The sequence below is a fragment of the Pantoea sp. Fr+CA_20 genome (assembly GCF_024520835.1).
Lineage (GTDB): Bacteria > Pseudomonadota > Gammaproteobacteria > Enterobacterales > Enterobacteriaceae > Pantoea > Pantoea allii.
Map to the genome: position 1 here is coordinate 1 of NZ_JALNPN010000013.1, position 26544 is coordinate 26544.

A 26544-nucleotide genomic window follows, 5' to 3' on the forward strand; every position below is an offset into this window, starting at 1 on the left:
GGCGAAACGGGAAATTTGAAGAAAAACCAACTGACATTACTAACTGAAGGTTGTATCTAATCCTGGGGGCAGGTCAAAGAATATGAACACATGAGGCAGGCAATCTGCCAGCATGCCGAACGGGCGGCAGTTAAATTGAGGGGAAAAAAACAATACTACAAACAGGTTTGTGCATTCATCAAAACCTCACCTTTTTCGCCCGGTGAGACTTACTACGGGAATGTGGCTTCAGAGATACTGATTTCGCCCAGCCAGGATTCCAGAGACATTATAGAGGCTGCGATGAGAGCTCTTGATCGGGTGTGGATAAGCGGCCATCGCTATGCCAAGGCAGGCGTTATGCTGAACGACTTCACTCCCTCAGGTGTTGCCCAGCTCAACCTCTTTGACGAAGTTCAACCGAGAGCGAACAGCAAGCCTCTGATGCAGGTGATTGGCCATATTAATCAGACCGGGATAGGGAATATCTGGTTTGCCGGAAGGGGCATAGCGCCTGCTTGGCAAATGAAGCGCGAGATGCTTTCACCAGCCTATACTACAACGCGCTGGAGTGATATTCCTGTCGCCAGACTCTAGACAATCCATATATGATGATTATTCGCAAACTTCTATGGAATGAATACGATGACGAATCCTTTAAGCTGGAAGAAATGGAGCGAGGTTTATTTAAACAAGAAACACAATAAGAGAGCCTCACTTGAACGATGGGGGCTACGAAATCTACATTCTGTAGAAACGCTTGATCACATTGTATCTGAAGTTAAAACAAAATACTTAAATAACAATCCTCATATCAAAGTCACCGCAAACTCAGTTTGGGTTGATGGGACACCTCAGGCTAAATTCACAGTAAGCAATTACAAACGTGTTTATGGCAGTTTATCTGCAATCAGCGGAAATGCTACACAGCCAAACGTTAGACCAGGCAAGGATGAAGTCCTGAACTGTGAGCTGGCAGACCTTCTGTTTATTTTCAATGAATTTGATAATCAAAATAGTTTCAAAAGAGTGCGCGCCGTTTTGTTACAAGGTAAATGCGCAGATAAAAATAATGTACTACCCGATGGTCCTTCAACAGAAAAAGAAAGGAAACTACTTGAATCAGTTAACCGGAATAAAGAGCTGACCTTGTATCCTGGTACAAAAGCGTCTGGTGCTGATATAGGATCGTATACGCTCGGAGGCAATACACCTGGACTCGCTGATTGTGCGAAGTATCTTATGATGCCAAAACATGAAAAATGGAACTACAAAGCACCTAAAAATACAGATCCTTATGTTATTGGTTGGCCAGAAAGTTTAACAAGCAAAAGTCTCGGTGTGACAAGTAATTACTTAGATGCTGTCATCCATGAAATGCTTCAGTCTCAAAGCATGGGAAAAGAAGTGAAATTTGACAATGGTGCAATTGACAGGACGTGCGAATGGTCAAAAATGATAGATGACTTGCTAACAAGTTACCAGTCCGTAACAATGAAAGGCTATAACTGCCAAAGACGTTTTTATAATTCATCTGGAGATATTCCTGACATCATCAACGGCCTTAGTTTGATGACCCATCATTTAAACTCGCTTAGATTTTTATCGCATGAAGAGCATTTTATTTTGCGACGTTGGCCTAGACATAAAAAATATTGGCAACCCCGTTTCGAAAATCTTGTAAATTTTGTTTTATCAGGTCAGGGGCCTATCATTTCGACAATAACTGTAAATGTTGATTATCATGAAGGTGAATATATCCGAGACTGAATAAGTAAAAGGCAGAAAATAAAACCCCGCATCTACGGGGTTTCGCGCTTGTCCTGATCAGGAGCCCATTCAAGTCCGCATTTATCGCAGGACCATTTGCCGTTTGGGTTTTTTCTTATGCCATAAAAGTTGCAAAAGGGACATGTTCTTGGCTTATACACTATTTTCCTTCCTCCTTCTGATAGACAGGGTCCGTTCCACGCGGAAACTTCAAGGCTTCGTTTCTGTAGTGCTGCAGTCTTTGTCTGAAGTATTCCTGAAGCTCTTCCGGTTGCTGTCTCTCGACTTCCTGAGGAATCGCCGGCAGGTTCATGCGTTCTTTATAAGCAACCCCTGATGCAGCCAGATGCACGTTGACCTTATCCCACTCTTCTTTGCTTTTTGCTGCTATGTTATGTGACATATGAAGCCCACCCTGAAAAAATCATATCAGGAAAGTTTTTTTTCAAGATTAATCTGTGGCTTTATATGAAGATTTTAGAAAAGCCAAGAGAGTATCCCTGCGCCCTTTTTTTATAAAAGTAATATAAAAAATTCAGCAAGATAAATCCTTTACGTATTTTTTACATCAGTGGTTATTGCTTTTACACTATCGCCCTTGTCCTATCGGATTTACCTCATCCACCCCGTATAGAGCAGGAGTATATCCTGCTGCTAAAGTTAATCGTGTTAAAAAAGTCGGAGTACAAGTACAATATTTTCCGTTTCCCAAGCGGCCCTTAGTTTCAGCTCTCCGGCAGGGTTTAGGCACGGAAAAAGCCCCCCGGCGTTACTGCTTTCCGTGGGGCCAGGTTATAGACAGGTGTTTTCCATTGTGTTGGGTTTGGAATGCAGGGGGATATCCCCCATCAAACTCTCGCAGACCATTGTGTATGGCAGTAAAACCACTTCATTATTTCGGAAATAGAACTGATTATTTCCTCTGAGTTTTTCCCATGTAACGACACCTCAGCAACAACCTGTCTTTCATCAGAAAAATAATCTCCATTCTTTGTAAATATTTTATAATTTGTAACCTGAGGGAAAGGGCATGATTCGGGTATATTTTCAATATAAGCATCGGTCATATTATTGGGAATTATTATCCACCCACACAGATTTTCAGGTTCTTTCTTTATTACTGGGGGTTTAACTTTAGCATCCAGATAAGCCATGAATGCTGTTTCTTTAGGATTGAAATTAAATACCGTTTCAATTGACGTCATAACAGGTCCACCTCCCGCTCTGGCAGCAATTTCGCATAATTTCAGTGTTCCATCAGTGCAGTAAAAAACCTCGGCATGAAAAGCAAAATTGACCGGGGAAGGTAGTGCAGAAATACATTCACTGACATATTCCACAAGTGGAATATATAAATCATCATCTGGTGAAAGAAGACAACTAGATATATAGTCACCATCTGGGAACCCCATACAGTTAGATACATACAGTGAAGGCCAGATGAATTTTATCTCATTATTAATGACTACGCCGTCAATATGGTACATGGGACCGGAAACGAACTCTTCAACCATCATATTTACAAGGTCTTCTGATGATTGTTTTAGTCCCTTATGGAGGGCATGGTAGAGGTCATTATCATTATGGAGTACACTAATACCTCTAGCTCTTTTGGATGTACGGGGTTTTAGTAATACGGGATAGCCATTATCCTTGATAAAATCAATAATATCTATTGCTGTAGTGATAATTTTAAAGTCAGGTACTGAAATGAGCTTTTCTTTCAGTATTTTCTTCATTATACCTTTGTCACGATAAGCCTCAATAGATTCGATACTGGCCCCCGGAAGAGACCAATTATTCCTTATAACCGCTGCTGGTAAGAGGTCAAATTCTCTCACACCAATAATGTGGTCAAATTTTACATGATTTTTTAATTGTTCGGCATGATAAAAAATCAAATCATCATTTTCAGGATGAAAACTGTTTATGGCGACGATCTCTTTAAAAGATGACCGGGTCTTCTCATCCATAGAACGAAATGATTGCTCAGACGTAATAAGATAACAATCATGTCCCTTATACCAGTCTGTCACCGGATTTGTGTTCAGTGCCTCATAATCAATAATAAGTAAGTTCATGATTGATCCTTTTTGTCAGACATCAGTTGACAGTTTCCTGGGGTTTATATTCAGCATCTGCGGGCAGCCAATTTTTCTTTTTCCATATTATGAACATACAAATGGCCTCAATAGCTCGATAGGCGAGAAATAAAAACCATAAAAATGCGATGTCATAGTGATGATATACGCAAAAATAAAGCGCACTCGGGATGAAAAGGAGCCACTGTAGAGGGATGGTCGTTATTGCAATTTTTTTGTTATAGCCAGCACCGAACATTGAAAATTTTAAAATCTGGGCAAATACTTCAGAAATTACCATAACAACAGTAATTTTGAACAGCCACACATAATCATTGACTATTCTGATATCTTTAATGAATACACTCATCACCTGGTGAGGATTGATCAGGATTAGCATTTGGATTATGAATATCACCATTCCCATTTTTAATGCAATATTCCCCCATTCTTCTGCATCCTTCAGTCTTTTGGCCCCAATCGATTTACTGACATATACTGCGGAGGCCATACCCATTCCGATTAATGGAGTAATGCTGAGCAGCATTAAATTATTCAGGACGGTGATGACGGCAAGAGACGGAGCGTTCATTTGTCCTGCTATGACGAACATCACAGCAAATCCCCCTGAGAAGAATAACTGCTGAGAACCCGCATAAAATGAAAGCGACGATATCGATTTTATTTTACTGAACGCATCATGTATTTTGAAAAAATGATATTTTTGCGGGAGGAATTTACCGCTTATAAGAAATGATAATGCACCAATGTAAAAAGCGAGACTTGTTCCCGCCCCGGCGCCGGAGATGCCATAACCTGAGTACACGAGTGTAAAACCAATAATAAAGTTAAAGAAATAAATTAATAAGATAATAATAACGCTGATTCTGTTCTCTCCAATAGCTGCGTAATATCCCCTTAAAGCTCTGACCATTCCAATAGCAGGAGCAGCAAATGAAAGCATATGCAGGTAACTGATACAGTTTGCCAGCAGGTAGTGATCATGTATAAAAAGAATAAGCACAGAGGGAAGTAAGTAACTCAAACCGATCACTCCAGCCCCAAGTAAAACAGCCACAATCAGAGCGCTGTGCAAAGCATTAATCGCCATATCTGAACGGTTGGAACCGACACTTTTAGCGACCTCTGTCTGTACACTAATCATTATCCCAGTAATTCCACTAGTCATGATTGAAAAGATGAAACCACAGAGACCAACAGCCGCAATAGCATCCATGCCAATACGGCCTACGATAAACATATCTACTATACTGTTAATGCTCTGTGACATCATCAGGAGCATAAACGGAAAAGAAGTACGTACTATCTCACGATATTTCCCGGATAGTTTAAATCTTATCATGGCGAACGTTACCTGCTTGCTTCGTTATGATGTCTTCCTGTTAAAGACAGGAGCAGATCAGCATCCTGCTGTGAACTTACCGACGCCCTAACCCATCCCGGAAGGCCAAAAAGGCCACAGTCTCTCATCGCTGCCCCTACAGCGGCCGCAGCCTCTGTATATTCGCAGCCCCCCTGTGGAGGCCTGAAACAGACAAAATTTGTACTGGAAGGAATAAACTCAATACCACATGAAACAAACTGCGATTCTATATACTGAATCCAGCCTTTAGTTTTTAATATGTTTTTCAGAAAAATATCATTATGTTGCAGAATAATAGGAACCATTTTCTGAGCAAATCTGTTAATTCTGAAAGGTAAAGCCAGTGCAGTATTGGCAACATCTTTGATGAGCTGCTCTGCTCCAAAAGCAAAACCAACTCTCAGCCCCGCCAGCCCATATGCTTTTGAGAATGTACGCAGTACAATGGCATTTCCTCCATCCGCTATATAGCTCAGAACTGAGTGCCGATCTTCATCAGCGAACTGAATATAAGCCTCATCTATTACAGGGATTACATTCAGTTCATTCATTTTTTCAATGAAAGAAATCACTTCAGATCTGGTTAGTACAGACCCGGTCGGATTATGGGGATTACACAGGAAAGCAACCGACGTATCCTGATTTACACTTTTAACAAAGTTATCAATACAACATTTAAGACTGCCGGAAAGTTCAGTATGAATGACACTTCCCCCACAGACTCTGGCTGCAGTTTCATAGCCAGGAAAAGTAGACATACTTGTAATAATGCTTTTCTTTTTTTTAAGTAAAGTCAGGCAAAGAAGAAGAATTATCTCATCTACACCATTGCCAGGCACTATCTGGTCAGGAGATATCAGATAATGACGTGAAATAGCATTTATCATCTCTGTATTACCAGGGTCAGGATATGTGCTTATCTTACTAAACTCATCACAGAATACCTCCCGGAAATCGTCAAGATTACCGCTGTCACTTTCGTTCAGATGTAGTCGGTGAGATACATGCACATCACTGGCATTGAAATTCATACAGCCACCTCGTCCTTTTTATATAAAATGCCAAAACAATAACTGCCTTTTCCTGCCCTTCTTGTTATGAACTTATGCTCGTGCCCTGCAGGTACATGAATAACTGCAGGTGAGGAATAAGTGGTCGTTTCCATATTGATGGTAACATCAATAACGGCCTCACCTGGTAAAGGTGAAATGAGGAAGTAGATTTCGTCTACTTCATGTTTATGGGTGTCCGCCACTGGTTTATCAACCAGACCAGAAATATCACCTCCTGCCAGTTCAAAAGGAACGCCATAAAACATTTCCTTCGTGATAAAGAAAGGCACTTTATTATGATGACCCTCAACCAGGAGCATCAGAGGGAGGTCTGTAACTGCTTTTTTATTTTTCATGCAAAGTCCCTGTGTAACACAAACAAATATGTGTTAGGTACATTTAGATATGTGACCCGCTCCAAGGAAAAGCCTGCCTCTGAAAAAAATCTCAAATATTGTTCTTTGTGGAATAATTTTATTTTCATAAAGTGATGAACGTACTCAAATCCATAGGTAAAAATAGGAGTATCATGCTTTAATGATTTTTCTTCAGATAAAAAGGTATCCGCAATGATAAAGGTCTTTGCATTAGGGAATGTCGACTGTAACTTCTTAAGTATCTCCACGGGATTTTTAATATTAAACAGATCATGCATCATCATGAAGGATAATACTGTATCAACGCGGGAGAATTTATCTATCAGATATGGTGAATCAATTGCATCAAGGACATTCTGATTGATGACTTCGACTCTGCCTTTAAGATTGTTTTTTTCAATGTTTATTTTAGCGGAGTCGATTGCTTTTGCACTAATGTCAATGCCAGTCCCAGTAACCCCATCAAATTTTCTACAAATGTCTATAAGCGCACCTGCCGCGCCGCAGCCTAAATCGGCAAAGCTCCTTGTTTGAAGTGATGATAATTCTTCGATGATAATATCCCACATGAACTGCTTATTAGCCTGGCGAGAACCTAATGCTACATTTGCACCATCAATCATGCTGCTCATGGTCATTTCTTTTTCTTTACTTATGTCAGTAAAGTTTCTTAAGAAACTACCATATCCGCCAACGGCCCATGTGAAAAAACCAATATTTTTCCGTATGTCATTACCTAACTCAGTTAACCGGTACTGTTCATCATTCTCATGGAACATTCCAAATTTAACAGCATAGTCAATGATTAACCTGATATTTTCCAAGCGTGTTCCGGAAAAATTTGCGTCATTTATTTCTGATTTACTTAGCGTGCTTTTATCTTTAAATAAATCTAGGATCCCCTCACGTGAAAGGTGATAGCATAGGTGGGAGCCGATATATCCGTTAAAAATATGGGAAGCCAACATTAATGATATCCTTTTTAAATTAAGGTCTCGTATGTCGTTCTGTACTGATACTTCACGATGTTATGCGAAGTCCACTTATCCCAGGGTTTTATTAATCAAATATCGAAGCGATGTCTCAGCCTGAGTGTGGCTGATATGTTTTATTTTTGAAATATTTTCTGTCGCAAATCTAACTCGCAATCATAAAAACACTGAATGTATAGATTTGTAAAGTCATATTTTTACATCAAACCCACTTAATCATTCCTTCAATTTGGAATTAAATCCTGTTTTTTTTATAATTAATAACATAAAAACTCATTGGCTTGATTTTTTTTATCATATAAGCAATGCACTCATGCCACGATTGGTTTTTTTCTCTAATCTGTATTTCTGCACGCCGTCAGCAAAAAGCCCCTTAATCCGGATACTCTTCTGCGTATCTGTGTACCTGTCGTTATTTTTCATACTTTTGGGTCTACCTGATGGCAGAGCAATACGTTATACACAGGCCCCCCCTGAGCCAGTAGTAAATATGGTCACGTCTAGTAAAGGGAGCACCGCAATTACTATGTGCATGCTCTGCGCAGAATATCTCATAGTCAGCATGCTCTTTGTTCGTTCTCAGGCACCGGACAATCCGGTGCCTGAGGACAGCGTTACTCCGCTTCACCGCATGCCGCCGCATGAATCTGACTGAAAAGACGTTTAGTCCAGGCATCAGTGACGTGCGTCGGATCGGATGAGATATACGTTGATACAACAAAGCTCCCGGCTTTGTTGCCGGTGGCGCCCGTGCCTTTGAACGTCCGGTGAACCTCAATCGTCAGCCTGTCATTTCCGGCCCAGTTCCTGGACATACGGTAATAGTTGCCGGGCTCTGCCGACCAGCTGGTGCCCTCTGAAATGGCCGAGGCTGACCAGCCCGCATTCCCCTGTCCGCTGTTGCGTGCGGCAGCCCCATCCCCGTCTGAGACGAAGCCAAACTTTTCTTTCAGACGCATCGCCACCGTATCGGCCGGTATGGCAATTGGGCCACAGGCATCGCTGACCTGATTGCGTTTTTTCCGGTGTGGTCTGGCCTTTTACATCTGAAGGAATTGGATGACCGTCATACAGCGAACCAGACTTGCCAATACCGCTCACGAAGCTGCTGCAGCCTGTAAGCGTGGTCGCCAGCACAATGGCAGAAAGAGTAAGTACTTTTTTTTGACATGGCATTCTCCGGTTTAGGGGCAGGATGCACCCGGCAGCTCGTGCCCCTGGCCACAAAGACGAATGGGATAGCGTCATTAGGAATGGCAATTACCGCAGAAAGATCAGCACTGGCATGCCCGCTGTCGCCGTCAACGTCCTGCAGGGCTTTTTTCAGCGCTGCCGCCTGTCGAGAGCTGATCTCGATTCCGGCTGAATCGCAGAAATCGTCAAAGGTGCTTTTTACCTTGTCCAGTCCGTCACGCAGGCTATCCGGATTGCTGATTTGTGCACCCACTCCCGGCAAGATGAGTTCGACGTCATGACTCGTATTGTGGCGGGTCATCAGCGCGAGGTTTGCCAGCGCAGCGGCTAGATAACCTGAAGATGCCACGCTGGTTCGCCCTATGGCATCCTTAGTTAGCTTGAATGAACAAGGAGCACATGTATTTTTACATGAATTTCCTATTTAACATTCATCCATTTATTTCAAATAGTTAGTAAGTCCAATAAGATCCGGTCCGTTAATTGTAAAACCTACTTATGCTTTTTGAGCAATTTACACTATTTCTTAGCGCCATATGCCCGTCTTTTCTCGATCATTCTTATATAAAAATCATGGAACTCTTTATATTGGCTTTCTCTCATTTCTTCAGGAAGCATTTCACGAGATTTTGACCAGGCATCCAGTTCCGGCTTACATTTAATGTATGCATCTTCGACGATTTTATTTGCTGGAGTTGTTGTGCTTATGAAAGGAATCGTATTGTTATTGAGGCATTCAACTTCGGATGTCATAAAACCGGGAGTGTTTGAAAATGCCAAAGCGGGATAAAAGATGCCTAAAAATAATACACGTCTCATTATGTAGTTTCCTCTTACTAATAAACTTGGTTAGTGATCTCCATTAATGCATTTCTGTAATTTAGTACGAGCTTATCTATGCCGAACCTGCTTGTTGCTCTCGGCGATGGAGGCATTGCTCATCAGTGCTATCACCGCCCGTCTGCTCCGCGCATCCTTTCGTAGAAATCTCGACTATCACCCAATCCCGGAAATCAAAACCTTACCATCACCTAAACCAAGCTCACTCACCCACTGAAATACAGCTTTAAAACCCCCCCAACGCAAAAACCCCCGCCGAAGCGAGGGTTTCAAATTTGTGGTGCCCGAACCCGGAATCGAACCAGGGACACGGGGATTTTCAATCCCCTGCTCTACCGACTGAGCTATTCGGGCAACGGGGCGCATTAAACCTTATGCAGGCCCCAGCGTCAAACGCTTTTCACAAAAATGAAATCAACTGACGGGTTTTCCATCAACCCGGATTGTCACGGACGAAAATTTAGCGATGCGCTCAAAAAGACACCGGATTTTCGCGCTGCCGAACGCCCTCTGACAGGCGATTTTTCGCTGCTATTTTGCTTTATCCACGATTTATCCGCGCTCTTTTTCCCAACCGTTTTTTTGCCATAAATCCGTCATCTGCGCTCATTACTCTAAGATTATTCCTGGACAATCAAGAGCCGCATCATGCAGTTACCCGCCTCTGTGAATACTGTGATTTCCGCCTCAAGCCGTTATGACGCACGGGTGCTCTGCATTGATGTTCCTTTTGTCAGCCCCGACACGGATAACCGTGCCGTGATGGCGCTGTTTGCCGAGCATAAAGATCTTATCGGCCTGCCCGTGGTTGAAAACGGCAAGCCGTTTGGCATGATTAACCGCCACATCTTTTTGTCGCAGATGGCGCGCCCGTTTTTCCCCGAACTCTATGACCGCAAAAGCTGTATCGCCTTTATGGATAAGTTCCCGCTGGTGATTGACGTGGAAAATACCCTGGAAAGCGTTGCACAGCAGGTGGTGGCTAACGGCGATAAGTCTGTGGCCGATGGGTTTATCCTGACCGAGCACGGGCACTTTATCGGCATTGGTTTAGGGATCGATCTGATTCGCCGCGTCTCCGATTTGCAGGCGCGCCAGCATCAGCAGATTTTACAGAGCATTGATTATGCGCGGGTGATTCAGGACGCGATGCTGGACCGCTCCAACCAGTTAATCGCCTCTCTGCTCGACGACTGGTGTTTGTACTGGCAACCGCGTGACGGCGTGGGTGGCGATTATTATGCCTTTCACCGTCACGACAGCGGCTGGCTGGCGGTGATCGCCGACTGCACAGGTCATGGGATTCCCGGTGCCTTTATGACGGTGATTTTGCAGTCTGCGCTGGAAAACGCGCTGCGCGAGGCCGATCTCCAGGCCCCGGCCAGCATCCTGCATGCCCTTAACCACCATATCAAACAAACGCTCGGCCAGTTGAATGCCTCCCAGCAAACGTCACTCTCTAACGACGGCTGCGATGCCATCGTGATATCGGTCGATACCGAGCGGCATCAGCTGCGCTGGGCCAGCGCCCGAACCCAGGCGTTTATGCTCAGCCACATCAGTAAAGAAATTACCTCGCTCAGTCAGGATCGCGTCGGCGTCGGCTATACCGATACGCCAGAAGACTATCACTGGCCTGAGCAGAGCTTAGCGTTTAACCGTGGCGACATGCTGTTTGTGCTGACAGATGGCGTCACCGACCAGCCGGGTGGCGAGCGCAATATCATGTTTGGTAATAAGCGCATCCAGTCTCTGCTGATGCGTTATCAGCAGTTGCCCATGCCGCAATTATCACTGGCGTTTCAGCAAGATTATTTAAGCTGGCAAGGTAACCAGGCGCGACGCGATGACGTCACCTGGTTTGGCTTTCGCTATTGACCGCACCGGGAAGAAAATGAAAAACGAGTCACTACGGGGTCTGCCCTTCAATACCGAATCGCAGTCCGGCCTTATTGCACTACAGTACACCGGCTTTTTTTCACCCCAGAACATCACGGCAATGGGTGAAGTAGTCAAACTGTTTCTGGAAAACCATGAGCAGTCGCAAAAGGTCAGACGGCGCCTGTTCTCCAGCTTTGTCGAGATTGCACAAAACATTTTACGTTACTCTCAGGACAGCCGGGCGCTGAGCCATAACGATCAGCTGTATCGCTTTGGTTCATTGAGCCTGCGCTACGATGATGGTCGCTACTATCTGGAAAGCGCTAACCTGGTCGCCAGTGACGCCACTCATCAGCTGCGCGGTGATTTGGATTCGCTGCGGGTGATGAATGCGGATGAAATTAAACAAGCTTATCGAAACCGTTTACGCGCTGAGAGTCCGGTCTGGAGCAAAGGCGCAAATATCGGCTTGCTTACCCTGGCGCGCGACGTCAGTGAACCGCTGGAATATTGTTTCCAGCCACTGGAGGCCAGCGAGCTCTCTGCCTTTTGGTTAAAGGCCACTATCTGCCATGACTGAAGAAACCCTTATGCAAACCATTCAACTTACCGCCACTGAATGTACGCCCGCCGTAGAGTTTGACTTTGCGGCCCACCGATTCTCCCTGAAAGGAGAATCCTGGCCAGAGAACGCCGCCGCCTTTTACCGGCCGCTGCAAAGCGCGCTGGAGTGCTGGCAGCCGCAGGCCAGCCAACCGGCAGAGGTGAATATTGACCTGAGCTATTTCAACAGCTCAAGCACCAAGATGCTGTTTGGGCTGTTCGATCAGTTCAACAGGCTGGCGCAGAACGGCTGCACGATAATACTCAACTGGTTCTACGATGCCGAAGACGACGTTTCGGAAGAGTTTGGTGAGGAGCTGTCGCTGGATTTCACCGCATTAACCGTGAAGCTGCATGCGGAACAGCGCCAATGACGCAACTTAACGAGCTGTTTCTGGAAGAAACCCAGGCACTCAATCAGGCCAGCCATATCGCGGCACAGCAAAGCCTGCACGCCGAAGAGTATCGCCAGGCGTTGCTGCAGCTTAACAGCCACTACCAGCGGCTGATGCGGGAAACCTACCGGCTAATCTCGCGCAGCGATCGGGCAGAGCGTGAGCTGAACCGGGTGAATGAACAACTTAACGAGCTGGCAACAGAGCTGGAGTACAAAGCCACGCACGATCCCCTGACCAATGTCTGGAACCGCAGCGCCATTATTCAACGCATCAGCGACACGCTGGATCAAACACCAGCGGCCTTAATCATCCTCGATATCGACTTTTTTAAACGCATCAATGATGAATACGGGCATCCCGTCGGAGATAAGGTGATTTGCGAGCTGGTGCAGCGCATTCAGCGTAATACGCCCGACATGGCCAGCATCGGCCGTATCGGCGGTGAAGAGTTCACCATCATGTTACCCAATACCTGGCTGGGTGATGCGGTGATCGTTGCCGGGGCCATTCTTGCCTCATTAAACGCCTCGCCGCTTAATGCCCTGCCAGAGCGGCTGGTCACGGCCAGCCTCGGCGTCAGTTGGGGCGCGGCGGGCACCCGGTTTGAAACGCTGTATACCCATGCCGATGCGGCGCTTTACGATGCCAAAAAGCACGGGCGTAATCGGGTATTCTTCCGCTAGCCTGCCCGATGCTGTACCACCTCGACCGGCGGTGTGGTGGTCGGCGGCAGGAAGATATGGTCAAGCAGCTGGCGCATGACCGGCGCGGCAACCACGCCTTCACCTCCGCCGTTTTCCAGAATCAGGGCCACCGCCACTTTGGGATCGTTGAAGGGCGCGAAGGCAGTGTAAAACGTATGGTCGCGCAGCCGTACCGGAATCATTTTGGCGTTATAGGTCTGGTTTTCTTTCAGGCTAAATACCTGCGATGTCCCGCTTTTCGCAGCAATGCCGTAGGGCGCAGTATGGAAATATTTATAGCCTGTCCCGTTCGGTGCGTTGGCCATGCCAAACATGGCATGCCGCACCAGTGACCAGTACGGTGAATGCGGATCGCCAACCTGCGCCTGGGGCAGTTTAGCCTGATAGAGCTGAACGCTGGTGCCGCGCTGCGATTTTTCCAGCAGATGCGGCGCAATCACCCGGCCATTATTAATTAACGTCACCAGCGCTTTCACCATCTGTATCGGGGTGGCAATCCAGTAGCCCTGCCCAATCCCCACCGACACCGTATCGCCCTGATACCACGGCTTTTTATGCACTTTCATTTTCCAGTCGCGGCTCGGTAGCAGCCCGCTGTACTCTTCGTTCAGGTCAATGCCCGTGGGCTGACCGTAACCGAATTTGCTGAGCATGGTGTGAATACGATCGATGCCCATCATAAAGGCCACCTGATAGAAGAAGGTGTCGGCAGACTCTTCGATAGCTTTGGTGACATCGAGCGTGCCGTGCCCGCTTTTTTTCCAGTCACGATAGCGACGATCGGTGCCCGGTAAGGTCCATGTCGGCCCACCAAAAAAGGTGGTTTGCGGGGTAATCACATGGGTTAACAGCGCAGACATCGCCATATAGGGTTTTACGGTGGAAGCCGGGGGATAAAGGCCCTGCGTGACACGGTTGATCAGCGGCAGATTTTTATCCTGCAGCAGCGTTTTGTAGGCCTTGTAGCTGATGCCTTTCACAAACGGGTTAGGATCGTAGCTGGGGCTGGAAACCATGGCCAGCACGGAGCCGTCGTGAGGGTCCTCCACCAGCAACGCGGCGCGCTGCCCGGCCAGCAGGCTTTCAATATACTGCTGCAGATGCAGGTCCAGTGTCAGGGTGATGTTCTTACCCGCCACCGGGGGCACTTCTTTCAGCACCCGGACAATGCGCCCATGGTTATCCACTTCCACTTCCTGATAACCCGGCTTACCGTGCAGCAGGGATTCATAATAGCCTTCAATCCCCTGTTTACCGATGTTGTGGTCAGCCGCGTAGTTTTCTGCAATACCTTCTGCATTCAGCCGTTTGTAGTCGTTGTCATTGATTTTAGAAACGTAGCCGATGACGTGTGCCAGATCGGCCCCATAGGGATATTCTCTGTCCTGATAGGTATCAATGCTGACGCCGGTAAAGCGAAACTGGTTTACCGAAAAGCGCGCCACCTCTTCGTCGGTGAGTTCCTCTTTGAGGATAACCGGCTTATAGCGGCTGCTCTGGTGAAGATCGTGCTGAAAACGTTCTATATCGTCCGGGGTCAGATCGATAAGCGGCGTGAGCTGGCGCAGCACGTCTTTCATATCATCCACTTTATACGGGGTGATGGTGATGTCGTACCAGGTTACGTTGCGCACCAGCGGAATGCCGTTACGGTCAAAAATCAGCCCGCGCGTGGGCGCGATAGGGATCATCTTGATGTCGTTTTGATTTGAACGTGTCTGGTAATAGCTGTGATCGCGTACCTGCAGGCGATACAGGTTTAAACCAAGAATGGTGAAGCAGATGCAGACCAGCACAAATGCCATCACGGCACGGCGTACAAATAACTTCTCTTCAGCGTCGAAATTTCGGAAATTCATCAGGCAGGTATTTTCAGTCTGGCATATTGTTATTTATTGTTCGTCTTCATGATAGTGACATAAGCGATCCTTGCCAGTGCCAAGATGCACAAGCCTGATGAAAAGTGTGTCATTTGATGAGAATGTTGCGAAAAGAACGGGAAGCGTAAATTTTCTGACGCGTTAACCCGGCAACAGCGCGCTGCCGGGTTAAGGATGACATTAATGACGTCGGGGTTTAATCACCCAGCAGTACTGATTCCAGCGCAATCTTAATCATGTCATTAAAGGTTGTCTGACGTTCTGCCGCAGTGGTCTGCTCATGGGTACGGATATGATCCGACACGGTGCAGATAGTCAGCGCTTTCGCACCAAACTCGGCGGCTACGCCGTAAATGCCTGCAGCTTCCATTTCAACGCCGAGAATGCCGTACTTCTCCATTACGTCAAACATCTGCGGATCGGGCGTGTAGAACAGGTCGGCAGAGAAGATATTCCCTACGCGCGCGTCGACGCCCAGATTTTTAGCCGCATCAACGGCGTTACGCACCATATCGAAGTCCGCAATCGCGGCAAAATCGTGATCTTTGAAGCGCATGCGGTTGACTTTCGAGTCGGTAGACGCGCCCATGCCGATAACGATATCACGCAGTTTCACATCGGCACGCACGGCACCACAGGAACCCACACGGATAATTTTCTTCACGCCAAACTCGGTGATCAGCTCTTTCGTATAGATGGAGCAGGAGGGAATACCCATACCGTGGCCCATTACCGAGATTTTGCGGCCTTTGTAGGTGCCGGTATAACCCAGCATGCCGCGCACGTTATTCACCTCAACGGCATTTTCCAGAAAGGTTTCTGCAATGTGCTTCGCACGCAGCGGATCGCCCGGCATCAGTACGACGTCTGCGAAATCACCCATTTCTGCATTAATGTGAGGAGTTGCCATAATTCTCTATCCTTTTTAAAAATTTCGCTGTTTTTACAGCATGTTCTTGCCGTAGTCCATGGGGGACAGGTCAAAATAGTGCGCGATCGTCTGGCCGATATCGGCAAAGGTTTCACGATAGCCCAGCGATCCCGGCTCAACCTTTGGTCCGTAAATTAAGATCGGGATGTGCTCGCGCGTATGTTCGGTGCCCTGCCAGGTCGGATCGCAACCGTGATCCGCCGTAAGGATCAAAATATCATCCTCTTTGACCCATTCCATGAGCTCTGGCAAACGGCGATCGAACAGCTCCAGCCCGCCCGCGTAACCCGCAACGTCGCGGCGATGGCCCCAGGTGGAATCAAAGTCGACAAAATTGGTGAACACAATCGCCTGATCCGGCGCAGTCTTCATTTCCTGAATGGTCGCATCAAACAGCGCGTCCAGCCCGGTGGCTTTCACTTTTTTCGTGATGCCCTGCTCGGCATAGATATCGGCAATTTTACCGACCGAAATCACATGACCGCCCTTTTCGTCCACCAGCTTTTTCAGCATGGTCGGCGATGGTGGCTCGACGGCCAAATCGTGGCGATTGCCTGTGCGCTCAAAGCTGCCTGCTTTGTCACCCACAAACGGACGGGCAATGACCCGGCCAATGTTATAGCCGCCTTCGGTCAGCTCTTCGCGGGCGATTTCACACAGTTCATACAGCCGCTCCAGCCCGAAGGTTTCTTCGTGGCAGGCGATCTGGAATACCGAGTCCGCCGAGGTGTAGAAAATCGGCTTACCGGAAGCCATGTGCTCTTCGCCCAACTGGTCGAGGATCACCGTACCCGATGAGTGACAGTTACCGAGATAGCCCGGTAAACCGGCGCGTTCCACCAGTTTGTCCAGCAGTTCCTGCGGGAAGCTGTTCTGCTTATCACTGAAATAACCCCAGTCAAACAGCACAGGCACACCAGCGATTTCCCAGTGGCCTGACGGCGTATCTTTGCCAGATGACAGTTCACGGGCGTAAGCATAAGCGCCCGTAATCTTAGCCTCAGGGTCCAGTCCCGGCGGAAAACGCCCGGTTGAAAGCGCTGCCGCTTTGCCCAGCCCCAGCGCGGTCAGATTCGGTAAGTGCAGCGGCCCTTTACGACCTTTATCCGCCTGACCGTTAAAACAGGCTTCTGCGATATGACCTAACGTATCTGAACCTGCATCACCGAATTTATCGGCATCTTTGCTGGCACCGATTCCAAAGGAATCCAGCACCATAATAAAAGCACGTTTCATGCCAGTCTCCTGCGCCAAAAGCGCGCGACAAGTCAAAAAAAAGCGATCAGATCAGTATACCCGAATCCTGTGCGGTATACAGTCGCTATCCGCGTTAACCCACCTCAGTCACCCGGCGATACACGACGGGCGTGGCCGCTGGCGCGCTGTCACCCAGCGTGATGGCCGCTTTTACGGCGGCAGCGGCCTGCTGCCAGTGCGCTTCGCTGCTGGCATGAATAACGGCTAACGGACGGGAGGCATCCACCTGCTCACCCAGGGTAATCATGTCGCTCAACCCGACGCTGTAATCAATGGCATCGCTGGCGCGCTGGCGTCCACCGCCCATCGCTACCACCGCCATGCCCAGCGCGCGGGTATCCATATGGGTAACACAGCCCGCGCTGTCGGCATAAACCGCTTTGCTCATCGTCGGCGCAGGTAAATAGCTGTCGTAGCGCTCAACAAAATCGCTCGGGCCCTTTTGCGCCGCCACCATGCGGGCAAACACCTCTGCAGCCTTGCCGTTATCCAGCACCGTCATTAATTTTTCGCGTGCCTCAGCATCATTTTCTGCCAGTTTGCCGGAGATCAGCATTTCGCTGCACAGCGCCAGCGTCACTTCCAGCAGGCGCGGGTTACGCTGCGCACCGGTTAAGAAGCGCACCGCTTCACGCACTTCCAGCGCGTTACCGGCCGTGGAGGCCAGCACCTGATTCATATCTGTTAACAGCGCCGTGGTTCGGCAGCCCGCACCATTGGCCACGCCGACAATGGCCTGCGCCAGGTTTTCAGACGCCTCATAGGTCGGCATAAATGCGCCTGAGCCGACTTTGACATCCATCACCAATGCATCCAGGCCCTCGGCCAGCTTTTTCGCCAGGATCGAGGCGGTGATCAGCGGAATGGAATCCACGGTGGCCGTGATATCACGTGTGGCATAGAACCGTTTGTCCGCCGGCGCCAGGGAGTTGGTCTGGCCGATAATCGCCACGCCAACCTGTTTAATGGTCTGGCGGAAGTGGTCATCACTGGGGAAAATATCAAAACCAGGAATCGCTTCGAGCTTGTCTAAGGTGCCGCCGGTGTGCCCCAGCCCGCGACCTGAGATCATCGGGATATAACCGCCACAGGCGGCCACCATCGGCCCCAGCATCAGCGACGTGACATCGCCGACGCCGCCCGTGGAGTGCTTGTCGACCACCGGCCCGTTGAGGTTCAGGGATTTCCAGTTCAGCACAGTGCCTGAGTCACGCATCGCCATCGTCAGCGCCACCCGTTCCGCTAGCGACATATCGTGAAAATAAATGGTCATTGCCAGTGCGGCAATTTGTCCTTCGGAAACGCTGTTATCGCGCACGCCGTTAATGAAGAAACGGATCTCGTCTTCACTCAGCGCGTGGCCGTCACGTTTTTTTCGAATGATTTCTTGTGCGAGGTACAAAGTTGCCCCCTTACGTCAGGGAAAGAGGAGAAAAGGCGGCCGGATGCCGCCCAGAAATATCAGTAGCCTGACTGACGAGTATCGCTGCTGTGTCCAAGCGTGTTCAGCAGGCTTGCCAACAGACTGGAGGCACCAAAACGGAAGTGGCGCGCATCAGCCCAGTCAGCGCCCAGCGTATCTTCTGCCAGTTGCAGATAGATGGCGGCGTCTTCCGCCGTGCGCACACCACCGGCAGGTTTAAAACCGACCTGCGCTTTAACGCCTTTATCGCGGATCACACTCATCATGATCTGCGCCACCTCTGGCGTCGCGTTTACCGCCACTTTACCGGTTGAGGTTTTGATAAAGTCAGCCCCGGCGTCAATGGCAATTTCTGAGGCCTGACGAATCAGCGCTTCCTGCTTCAGCTCGCCGGTTTCGATAATTACTTTCAGCAGGACATTGGCGTCAGCGCAGGCGGTTTTACACGCCTTCACCAAATCAAAACCCACCTGGGCATTGCCCGCCATCAGCGCGCGGTACGGAAAAACCACGTCCACTTCGTCAGCACCGTAAGCGATAGCCGCACGGGTTTCGGCCAGCGCAATCTCAATGTCGTCATTGCCGTGGGGGAAGTTGGTCACGGTGGCAATACGCACATCCGGGGTTCCCTGCTCACGCAGTGTTTTACGGGCAATGGGAATAAAACGCGGATAAATGCAGACGGCTGCGGTATTGCCCGCCGGGGATTTAGCCTGATGACACAGTGCAATCACTTTCTCATCGGTGTCATCTTCATTCAGGGTGGTTAAATCCATCAGTTTCAGCGCGCGCAGGGCCTGCTGTTTGATATCGGTCATAGCGATCTCCAGAACATGGGGTGAATCGTTGAATCACCCTTGCATGTGATAATAGTAACAATTCGGGGCCGGGTAATATGTGCCATACGTCACATCAAAGTATGAAACAACTGCAATATCTAACAAGAAAGTGGATTAATGCACGCTATCCGGCCGAGTCAACCCAGTATAAGCCAGCACTGAGAATGTTACTATTATAACATTTTGGTGAGAAAGGGGTAAACCGGCGGGATTACGGAAGAAGAAAAAGGCTGTGGCTGTTATGCCATAGCGCATCGGCGATCGTGTCGGGCGATTCGTCACGCAGTTCACACAACACCTGCCACACCTGAAAGGCACGCTCTGGCCGGTTAGGCTGTCCCTGAAAACCGTTGAGGGGCATATCCGGTGCATCGGTCTCCAGCAACAGCGAGGAGAGCGGTAGCTGCGCAATGGTCTGCCGGGTTTTACTGGCTCGGGGATAGGTAATGGTGCCGCCCACGCCAATCGCATAGCCGAGTTTGATAAACGCCTGTGCCTGTTGCAGGCTACCGGCAAAACCGTGCACGACGCCGCGGCGCGGAAGATCGTGACGGCGCAGATGCAACGCCAGTTGATCGTGCGTGCGGCGCGAGTGCAGGATCACCGGCAGATCGTAACGTTTCGCCAGCTTCAGCTGCGCATCCAGAAAATATGTCTGCTGATCAAAATGGGGCTCTTCACGATAACGATCCAGACCGATTTCACCGAGGGCGACCAGTTTAGCGGGCCGCTGTTGCAGCAACCTTTCAAGCTCAGCGAGGTGCGGCTCTTTATGATGTTCAATCACAATCGGATGCAGCCCCAGGGCAGCATAAAGGGCCTGATGCCTGCGAGCTAACTGGCAAACCAGGTCAAAGCGCCCGGCCTCCACTGACGGCACAATAATTTTTTCAACGCCCGCGTTCGCGGCCTGGCGCAGACTGGCGTCGACCTCATCCACGAACGGCGGAAAATCAAAGTGGCAGTGGGTATCCACAAACCTCATGCCAGCGAACCTTTACTGTAGGCATCATCGTTGCCTGCCAACGGCGTGATCACCGCCGCGCGCTCCGGTTCATTCGCCACCGGCGCTGATGGCAACACGATATCCAGCCCGGTTGCGGGTTCGGCATCGCTCAGCCACTGGCCAAGCGTGGCCATAAAATAGCGGCCACAGCGACGTCCAAGATGGTAGTCCTGATTGAGCGAAGCGACCCGGCTGCCCAGCGCGTTACTGGCTAAGGCGCGCGGCGGGAAGATTTCGATGATGCGTAAATCACCCGGTGGCTTCTCAATAAACTGCTGGGTTTCACGGTAGCTCTGCTCGTGATGATGCAGGATATTGATCATCGGCTGCAGCGCACTGCCGTTGAACCAGCGCTCCATGCGCGTCATCCAGCGCGGCGTGTCAAACATCTGAGAGGGCACGGTGCGGATCACCACAATGGTATCCGCGCCGCGTTTTGCGGCCTCCCGGACGGGAATCGCGTCACTGACGCCGCCATCCAGATAGCTTATTCCTTCCAGATCCACGCCCAGCCGATAAAAGCCCGGAATCGCACTGGAAGCTTTAATAATTTCCAGCCAGTTATCGCTGGTGGGCGCAAAATAACTGGGCGCATAGTCATCACTGCGACAGGCACACATATAGAATTCGCGCCCGTTCGCAAACAGCGTTTCGGCACTGCTCATCGCCAGGGGAAATTCACTTCGGGTAATATCGATCAACCAGTCGAGGTCAATAAGATTGCCCCCGCGTAAGAAACGTAGCGGATCGAAAAACAGCTTGCTGGTGGTATAGCGCGTAATGACCCGACGTGCGTAGCCCGGCTGTGCACACACAAAGGCAGACAGGTTCTGTGCCCCGGCTGAGGTGCCAAGCAGTAACTGGAAGGGGTTGAATTTAGCCCGCTGAAACTCATCTAAAACGCCAGCGGTAAAGATGCCGCGTTGACCGCCGCCCTCGCAGACTAAGGCGATTTTCCTGGCTTTAAAAGGTGTGAGAGCAAGGGGTTCAATCGCCCCCAGCGTCACGGGAATACGTATACCCAATGTACCGACCTCAGATTGGGTTCCCGATAGACAAATGTAGGGAATGCAGGGAGTAGAATTGTGGGTCGATACTAGCACGGAGAACCAGCTATGGTGTCCATAAATTGTGCTATTGGCGTTGCGCCGTTTAACACATCGTTGCGAATATGAAGCATCCTTTGCTTCACAATAACATTCGCTACAAATAACTGGTCTCCGTTTAATACTGGCTACGCCAGCATTAAACTGTCTGGATCATCGCTATAGCTTTTTACGGCCAGTGAACAAGCTGATGAGGAACAGAATAATACCCACCACGAAGACCACTTTAGCGGCCCAGGCTGCGGTACCGGCCAGGCCACCAAAACCTAATGCAGCAGCGATCAGTGCAATCACCAGAAAAATAATGCCCCAACGAAACATAAGCCTCTCCTTCACCATTTAATATTGAACTGCTTGTTTCATCCCAACGATGGGTATTTTTATCAGTGCGGCCTCGCGGGGAAGCCGCACCGGGTCGTGTTAAGACTTGACCTTCAGGTCATTTTTAACACTTTTTACGCCTTCGATAGCTTTAGCGATGCTCTCAGCACGGTCAGACTGTGCCTGATTCGCCACTTCACCTGAGAGCTGAACCACACCATCCGTGGTTTCAACTTTCACGTTACGTGAAGGAACCATGTCATCAGCTAATAGCTTAGCTTTAATTTCGCTGGTTGTAGCAGCGTCACCGGCATAACCTTTCATTGACTGGTTTTTTGCGTCTTTCACGTGCAGTTTGTCGCTGACGGATTTCACGCCTTCCACTTTTTTCACCACGGCCACGGCTTTTTCAGCCTGGTCTTGTGAGGTGACAAAACCGCTCAGCGTCACCACGCCCTTATGGGTTTTGACAGAAATGTCGGTGCTTTTGATGGAGTCGTCATCAACCAGGGCCGCTTTCGCTTTGGCGGTCACGGCGCTGTCATCCATAAAGCCGCCCACTGATTTCATTGAGCTGTCGATTTTAGAACCGGCGCTGTCAGCCGTCTGTGACGCTTTCTGAGACGCGGATTCCTCTGCAAATGCGCTTCCGCTCAGCAGAGCAGTACCGATCATCGCAGCCATCAATGTTTTAGTAATCTTCGTTGTGTGCATCGATATCATCCTTCTATCTGTTAACTCGCCCAAAACTGTGGGCGCAAGAGCAGCAAACAGTGCTGCTGCGGCACTGGACGCAGGGAGAAATAAGTCTCTTTAACCGTCCGATGAAGTAATCATAGTCGGGATTTAGAGATTTGCTTGGGTAACTGGTTGATCGTGCGTCAAAAGCGAGGAAAAAGCGTGTTTTAGGAGGGTTCTGTATCTGTTAAAACAGGGCCATCCCGCGCTGGAATGGCCCTGCAGGCGCGGATTAATGCTCGCGGGTTTTGCGGAACGTCACATCAGGATAGCGTTCCTGCGTAATGTTCAGATTCACCATCGTCGGCGCGATATAGGTCAGGTTATCACCGCCATCCAGCGCGAGGTTAACCTCGTTTTTACGCTGGAAATCTTCAAATTTTTTGGCGTCACTGCACTCGACCCAACGCGCCGTAGAGACGTTAATCGCCTCATAGATGGCTTCAACGTTGTACTCGCTTTTCAGACGCGCAACGACCACGTCAAACTGCAGTACACCCACGGCGCCCACAATCAGGTCATTGTTATGCACCGGGCGGAACACCTGCACCGCGCCCTCTTCCGACAGCTGTACCAGCCCTTTCAGCAGCTGCTTTTGCTTCAACGGATCGCGCAGGCGGATACGGCGGAACAGTTCTGGGGCGAAGTTCGGAATCCCGGTGAACTTCATGTTCTCACCCTGAGTAAAGGTGTCGCCAATCTGAATGGTGCCGTGGTTGTGCAGGCCGATGATATCGCCCGGATAGGCTTCTTCCACATGCGAACGGTCGCCTGCCATAAAGGTCAGGGCATCAGAAATCACCACGTCTTTGCCGGTGCGCACCTGGCGCAGCTTCATGCCTTTTTCATAGCGGCCGGAAACCACGCGCATAAACGCCACCCGGTCACGGTGTTTAGGGTCCATGTTGGCCTGAATCTTAAACACGAAGCCGGTGAATTTCTCTTCTTTGGCTTCAACCTTGCGGGTATCGGTATCGCGCGGCATGGGACGTGGCGCCCACGCCACCAGGCCATCCAGCATATGATCTACGCCGAAGTTACCCAACGCGGTTCCAAAGAACACCGGAGAGAGCTGACCGCTAAGAAATGCCTCTTCATCAAATTCGTTTGAAGCACCCTGCACCAGCTCCAGCTCATCACGCAACTGAGCGGCCAGCTCTTCGCCTACCGCCGCGTCGAGTTCCGGGTTATCCAGGCCTTTGACGGTGCGGACTTCCTGAATGGTGTGCCCTTTACCAGTCTGATAGAGATAGGTTTCATCTTTATAAAGGTGATAAACCCCTTTAAACAACTTACCGCAGCCTATCGGCCAGGTGATGGGCGCACAGGCAATTTTTAACTCGCTTTCCACTTCATCCAGCACTTCCATCGGATCGCGGATGTCACGGTCGAGTTTGTTCATAAAGGTGAGGATGGGCGTATCACGCAGGCGGGTGACTTCCATCAGCTTGCGGGTACGATCTTCAACGCCTTTTGCCGCATCGATCACCATCAGACAGCAGTCAACGGCAGTCAGCGTACGGTAGGTATCTTCAGAAAAGTCTTCGTGCCCCGGCGTATCCAGCAGATTTACCAGGCTGTCACGATAGGGAAACTGCATAACCGACGTCGTAATCGAAATACCACGCTGCTTTTCCATCTCCATCCAGTCAGACTTAGCATGCTGGTTAGAGCCACGGCCTTTTACCGTTCCGGCGGTCTGAATCGCCTGTCCGAACAGCAGGACTTTTTCGGTAATGGTGGTTTTACCGGCATCCGGGTGCGAGATAATTGCGAAGGTGCGGCGGCGTGCCACCTCTTCTAAAAAGGGATTAGACATGAGTAAATTCTTCTCAACGTAGCCACGCACTAACAGGCGCAGCAGATAAATCACGGTGGCCGGCAGAACCTTACCGGCAGGTAAACGGTGCCAAATGCGACTTTATGTCGTCGCGGGGTGAGCGCAAAGTTACATTGGCGTGCTTCCGGTTACCTGGTCAACTTTAAGGCGGCATAGCATACAATATTTTGTGCTAATGGCCTACAGCGTACCGAAGAGAAAGTCACGTCGGCCTGAAACTCCGCCCAGCAAGGCTTAGCACAGATGCGGCGGTCAGTGCGCGCGGCACAGTCATCCCGCCGCCAGCCGTGGCTGTGAAAGTGAAAACCCCCACGTCACTGCGGCCCGGTACCGGTTAATCCACCAATTCAATCCCTAAGCTTTCCAGCAGAGACACCGCCTCAAGGCGCGAAAATTTGGCTTTAGTGACCGTATTGTTTAAGACATCAATGCTGTAATTCCATGCGTCGGTAAAATCGGCGCCCCGCAACAGCGTGTGATTGAATAAGCTGCCTGTCAGCTCCGATCCGCTGAACGTTGCGCCAGTCAGATCGCACTCTCTGAAGTCAACCTCCGCCACTCTGCACGCCTCCATTTTTAGCCCCTGAAGCTTAAGGCCATAAAAGGATGCGCTGGTCAGCATGCAGCTCACAAAATACAGCTCATGATCCAGATGAAAATCAGGCCAGTAGGCTTTTGTCCAGTCGATGCCGGTCAGCTTGCACTCCGTGAACTGCAGGCCATAAAAGCGGGTATTCGGCGCATCCAACAGGCTCAGATTACAGTGCCTGAAAGTACAGTTAATGAACTTACAGGCGGTAAACTGCGCAGAGGTGAAGTTGACGTTACTAAAGTCGCAGTCTTCAAAATGGGTTTCAGCGATGGTCAGACCGGTGAAATCCTCTTTTGAAAAATGGGTATCATAAAATTCAGCGTGACTGTCGATACGTTGCATATTCACCCTTATCGGTTAACGGTGGCATTTTACCAAAAGCTTATGCGATTTTTTCGCGACGGAACCTTCTGACGATCACCCTTCACATTTTGCCTCATGAACCGTCATCGAACATGTCTGTTCAGCGTGGCGGGCAAAAAAACGCGCGGTCCGATCGCGTACCTGATTTTCCTCTGTCGCCTCCCCAGGCCGCATACAGACTGCGCCTCAGCCGTCCGCAACATCGCTGAGGATCGGCGCACGCCTCGCCTGGTTAACATTCGGGGAGCGAATTGACCGTGCGAAAAGCAGACCACAATGATAATCGCTCGCATTCAACAGTTGAAATAATTCTTTTTAAATCAATCAGATAAATTGCAACTTTTTCAACAAAAGGCTTCCCATTCGTTACCAGACTGTTGCATAATTCACCACTAATTTAATGACAATCAAAAGGACGCGGCCATGCTGACTGCTGAAATGACTGGACGTTTAAACGACCAGCTGAACCTGGAATTCTTCTCCGCCAATCTCTATTTACAAATGAGTGCGTGGTGCAGCGATAAAGGCTACGAGGGCGCAGCGTCCTTCCTGAAAATGCATTCGCGTGAAGAGATGCAACACATGCAGCGCCTGTTCGACTATCTGAGTGATACAGGTGGTATGCCGGTGCTGGGCAGCATTGCTGCACCGCCCGTTGCTTACAATTCGCTGAACGAAGTGTTGATTCAGGCGCTGGATCACGAAAAGCTGATCACCAGCAAAATCAACGAACTGGCGCACTCTGCCATGACGACGCAGGACTATTCAACCTTTAACTTCCTGCAGTGGTATGTTGCAGAACAGCATGAAGAAGAGAAACTGTTTAAAACCGTGCTGGATAAACTGGCGATGGTGGGCGACAGCGGTAACGGTCTGTTCCTAGTCGATAAAGACCTTGGACGCATGAGCACCGAAAACCACTCAGCCTGAACATAAACCGGCCCACGCAGGTGGGCCGGTTATCAATATTGCGGATGACGACAGCCTGATGCG

25 protein-coding genes, 1 tRNA gene and 2 pseudogenes are annotated in these 26544 nt (G+C 49.3%); 7 read left to right on the forward strand and 21 right to left on the reverse strand.

Annotated elements, in window-relative coordinates:
* Positions 1 to 69: 69 nt before the first annotated feature.
* Both NR177_RS15345 and NR177_RS15350 read left to right on the forward strand, forming a co-directional pair.
* Positions 70 to 576: pseudogene (locus NR177_RS15345) on the forward strand (DUF4113 domain-containing protein); the annotation flags it as partial.
* Between the two features lie 48 nt (positions 577 to 624).
* Positions 625 to 1749 carry a lysogenic conversion protein gene (locus NR177_RS15350; RefSeq protein WP_255474518.1) on the forward strand — a complete coding sequence of 375 codons (1125 nt, stop codon included), beginning with the start codon at positions 625 to 627 and terminating at the stop codon, positions 1747 to 1749.
* Between the two features lie 160 nt (positions 1750 to 1909).
* Here NR177_RS15350 and NR177_RS15355 read toward each other — a convergent pair whose 3' ends face one another.
* The 10 genes and pseudogenes from NR177_RS15355 to NR177_RS15400 all read right to left on the reverse strand — a co-directional run bounded on the left by NR177_RS15355 (position 1910) and on the right by NR177_RS15400 (position 10023).
* A complete protein-coding gene (locus tag NR177_RS15355) occupies positions 1910 to 2152 on the reverse strand; it encodes a DNA polymerase III subunit theta (RefSeq protein WP_145395012.1) in 243 nt (80 codons plus the stop codon).
* Between the two features lie 445 nt (positions 2153 to 2597).
* Positions 2598 to 3830, reverse strand: coding sequence for an acetyl-CoA carboxylase biotin carboxylase subunit family protein (locus NR177_RS15360; RefSeq protein ID WP_145395011.1), 1233 nt, complete (start codon positions 3828 to 3830; stop codon positions 2598 to 2600).
* Between the two features lie 22 nt (positions 3831 to 3852).
* Positions 3853 to 5193 carry an MATE family efflux transporter gene (locus tag NR177_RS15365; protein ID WP_145395010.1) on the reverse strand — a complete coding sequence of 447 codons (1341 nt, stop codon included), beginning with the start codon at positions 5191 to 5193 and terminating at the stop codon, positions 3853 to 3855.
* A gap of 8 nt (positions 5194 to 5201) precedes the next feature.
* On the reverse strand, positions 5202 to 6245 hold the full coding sequence (locus NR177_RS15370; protein ID WP_145395009.1) for a histidinol-phosphate transaminase: 1044 nt from the start codon (positions 6243 to 6245) through the stop codon (positions 5202 to 5204).
* Complete coding sequence (locus tag NR177_RS15375; RefSeq protein WP_145395008.1) at positions 6242 to 6622, reverse strand: cupin domain-containing protein; 381 nt, start codon at positions 6620 to 6622, stop codon at positions 6242 to 6244. The genes NR177_RS15370 and NR177_RS15375 overlap by 4 nt, the downstream gene beginning before the upstream one ends.
* The gene (locus tag NR177_RS15380) at positions 6619 to 7611 is read right to left on the reverse strand and encodes a class I SAM-dependent methyltransferase (RefSeq protein ID WP_256853188.1); all 993 of its coding nucleotides are present in this window, start codon (positions 7609 to 7611) and stop codon (positions 6619 to 6621) included. The genes NR177_RS15375 and NR177_RS15380 overlap by 4 nt, the downstream gene beginning before the upstream one ends.
* 638 nt (positions 7612 to 8249) lie before the next feature.
* A complete protein-coding gene (locus NR177_RS15385; protein ID WP_256853189.1) occupies positions 8250 to 8594 on the reverse strand; it encodes a hypothetical protein in 345 nt (114 codons plus the stop codon).
* 254 nt (positions 8595 to 8848) lie between these two features.
* Positions 8849 to 9199, reverse strand: a pseudogene (gene traF, locus NR177_RS15390) (conjugal transfer protein TraF); the annotation flags it as partial.
* A gap of 149 nt (positions 9200 to 9348) precedes the next feature.
* Positions 9349 to 9648 (reverse strand): hypothetical protein, encoded by a 300-nt coding sequence (locus NR177_RS15395; protein WP_255474517.1) that lies wholly within the window; start codon positions 9646 to 9648, stop codon positions 9349 to 9351.
* Positions 9649 to 9947: 299 nt separating this feature from the next.
* Positions 9948 to 10023: transfer RNA gene (locus NR177_RS15400), tRNA-Phe, on the reverse strand.
* A 294-nt stretch (positions 10024 to 10317) separates the two neighbouring features.
* Here NR177_RS15400 and NR177_RS15405 point away from each other — a divergent pair.
* The 4 genes from NR177_RS15405 to NR177_RS15420 are packed head-to-tail and all read left to right on the forward strand — an operon-like array spanning position 10318 to position 13234.
* Entirely contained in the window at positions 10318 to 11547 is a 1230-nt protein-coding gene (locus tag NR177_RS15405) for a SpoIIE family protein phosphatase (RefSeq protein WP_256853190.1), read from the forward strand.
* A gap of 16 nt (positions 11548 to 11563) precedes the next feature.
* Complete coding sequence (locus NR177_RS15410) at positions 11564 to 12130, forward strand: SiaB family protein kinase (protein WP_063881255.1); 567 nt, start codon at positions 11564 to 11566, stop codon at positions 12128 to 12130.
* The gene (locus NR177_RS15415; RefSeq protein ID WP_096011839.1) at positions 12123 to 12527 is read left to right on the forward strand and encodes a DUF1987 domain-containing protein; all 405 of its coding nucleotides are present in this window, start codon (positions 12123 to 12125) and stop codon (positions 12525 to 12527) included. The genes NR177_RS15410 and NR177_RS15415 overlap by 8 nt, the downstream gene beginning before the upstream one ends.
* Positions 12524 to 13234: a GGDEF domain-containing protein gene (locus NR177_RS15420; protein ID WP_063880891.1), complete on the forward strand. Its 711-nt coding sequence runs from the start codon at positions 12524 to 12526 to the stop codon at positions 13232 to 13234. The genes NR177_RS15415 and NR177_RS15420 overlap by 4 nt, the downstream gene beginning before the upstream one ends.
* On the opposite strand, the gene mrdA is transcribed toward NR177_RS15420, so the two are convergent.
* From mrdA to NR177_RS15475, 11 genes are all read right to left on the reverse strand, one after another.
* Positions 13231 to 15114, reverse strand: a complete 1884-nt coding sequence (mrdA, locus tag NR177_RS15425) for a penicillin-binding protein 2 (protein ID WP_096011840.1) — start codon at positions 15112 to 15114, stop codon at positions 13231 to 13233. The genes NR177_RS15420 and mrdA overlap by 4 nt on opposite strands.
* 217 nt (positions 15115 to 15331) lie before the next feature.
* Complete coding sequence (deoD, locus tag NR177_RS15430) at positions 15332 to 16045, reverse strand: purine-nucleoside phosphorylase (RefSeq protein ID WP_063880893.1); 714 nt, start codon at positions 16043 to 16045, stop codon at positions 15332 to 15334.
* A 33-nt stretch (positions 16046 to 16078) separates the two neighbouring features.
* Positions 16079 to 17302, reverse strand: coding sequence for a phosphopentomutase (deoB, locus tag NR177_RS15435; RefSeq protein ID WP_063880894.1), 1224 nt, complete (start codon positions 17300 to 17302; stop codon positions 16079 to 16081).
* 94 nt (positions 17303 to 17396) lie between these two features.
* Positions 17397 to 18725, reverse strand: coding sequence for a thymidine phosphorylase (deoA, locus tag NR177_RS15440; protein ID WP_256853191.1), 1329 nt, complete (start codon positions 18723 to 18725; stop codon positions 17397 to 17399).
* Between the two features lie 59 nt (positions 18726 to 18784).
* Positions 18785 to 19564 carry a deoxyribose-phosphate aldolase gene (gene deoC / locus NR177_RS15445; RefSeq protein WP_096011842.1) on the reverse strand — a complete coding sequence of 260 codons (780 nt, stop codon included), beginning with the start codon at positions 19562 to 19564 and terminating at the stop codon, positions 18785 to 18787.
* 232 nt (positions 19565 to 19796) lie between these two features.
* On the reverse strand, positions 19797 to 20570 hold the full coding sequence (locus NR177_RS15450; protein WP_256853192.1) for a TatD family hydrolase: 774 nt from the start codon (positions 20568 to 20570) through the stop codon (positions 19797 to 19799).
* On the reverse strand, positions 20567 to 21616 hold the full coding sequence (locus tag NR177_RS15455) for a patatin family protein (RefSeq protein ID WP_063880898.1): 1050 nt from the start codon (positions 21614 to 21616) through the stop codon (positions 20567 to 20569). Before NR177_RS15455 ends, NR177_RS15450 begins: the two co-directional genes overlap by 4 nt.
* A 240-nt stretch (positions 21617 to 21856) precedes the next feature.
* A complete protein-coding gene (locus tag NR177_RS15460) occupies positions 21857 to 22018 on the reverse strand; it encodes a DUF1328 domain-containing protein (protein ID WP_003848537.1) in 162 nt (53 codons plus the stop codon).
* Between the two features lie 99 nt (positions 22019 to 22117).
* On the reverse strand, positions 22118 to 22732 hold the full coding sequence (gene osmY, locus NR177_RS15465) for a molecular chaperone OsmY (RefSeq protein ID WP_063880899.1): 615 nt from the start codon (positions 22730 to 22732) through the stop codon (positions 22118 to 22120).
* 256 nt (positions 22733 to 22988) lie between these two features.
* Positions 22989 to 24575 (reverse strand): peptide chain release factor 3, encoded by a 1587-nt coding sequence (gene prfC / locus NR177_RS15470; RefSeq protein ID WP_063881256.1) that lies wholly within the window; start codon positions 24573 to 24575, stop codon positions 22989 to 22991.
* A gap of 355 nt (positions 24576 to 24930) precedes the next feature.
* On the reverse strand, positions 24931 to 25530 hold the full coding sequence (locus NR177_RS15475) for a pentapeptide repeat-containing protein (RefSeq protein WP_256853193.1): 600 nt from the start codon (positions 25528 to 25530) through the stop codon (positions 24931 to 24933).
* A gap of 444 nt (positions 25531 to 25974) precedes the next feature.
* Here NR177_RS15475 and ftnA point away from each other — a divergent pair, with 444 nt between their 5' ends.
* Complete coding sequence (ftnA, locus tag NR177_RS15480; RefSeq protein ID WP_063880901.1) at positions 25975 to 26481, forward strand: non-heme ferritin; 507 nt, start codon at positions 25975 to 25977, stop codon at positions 26479 to 26481.
* The last annotated feature ends 63 nt before the right edge of the window (positions 26482 to 26544 follow it).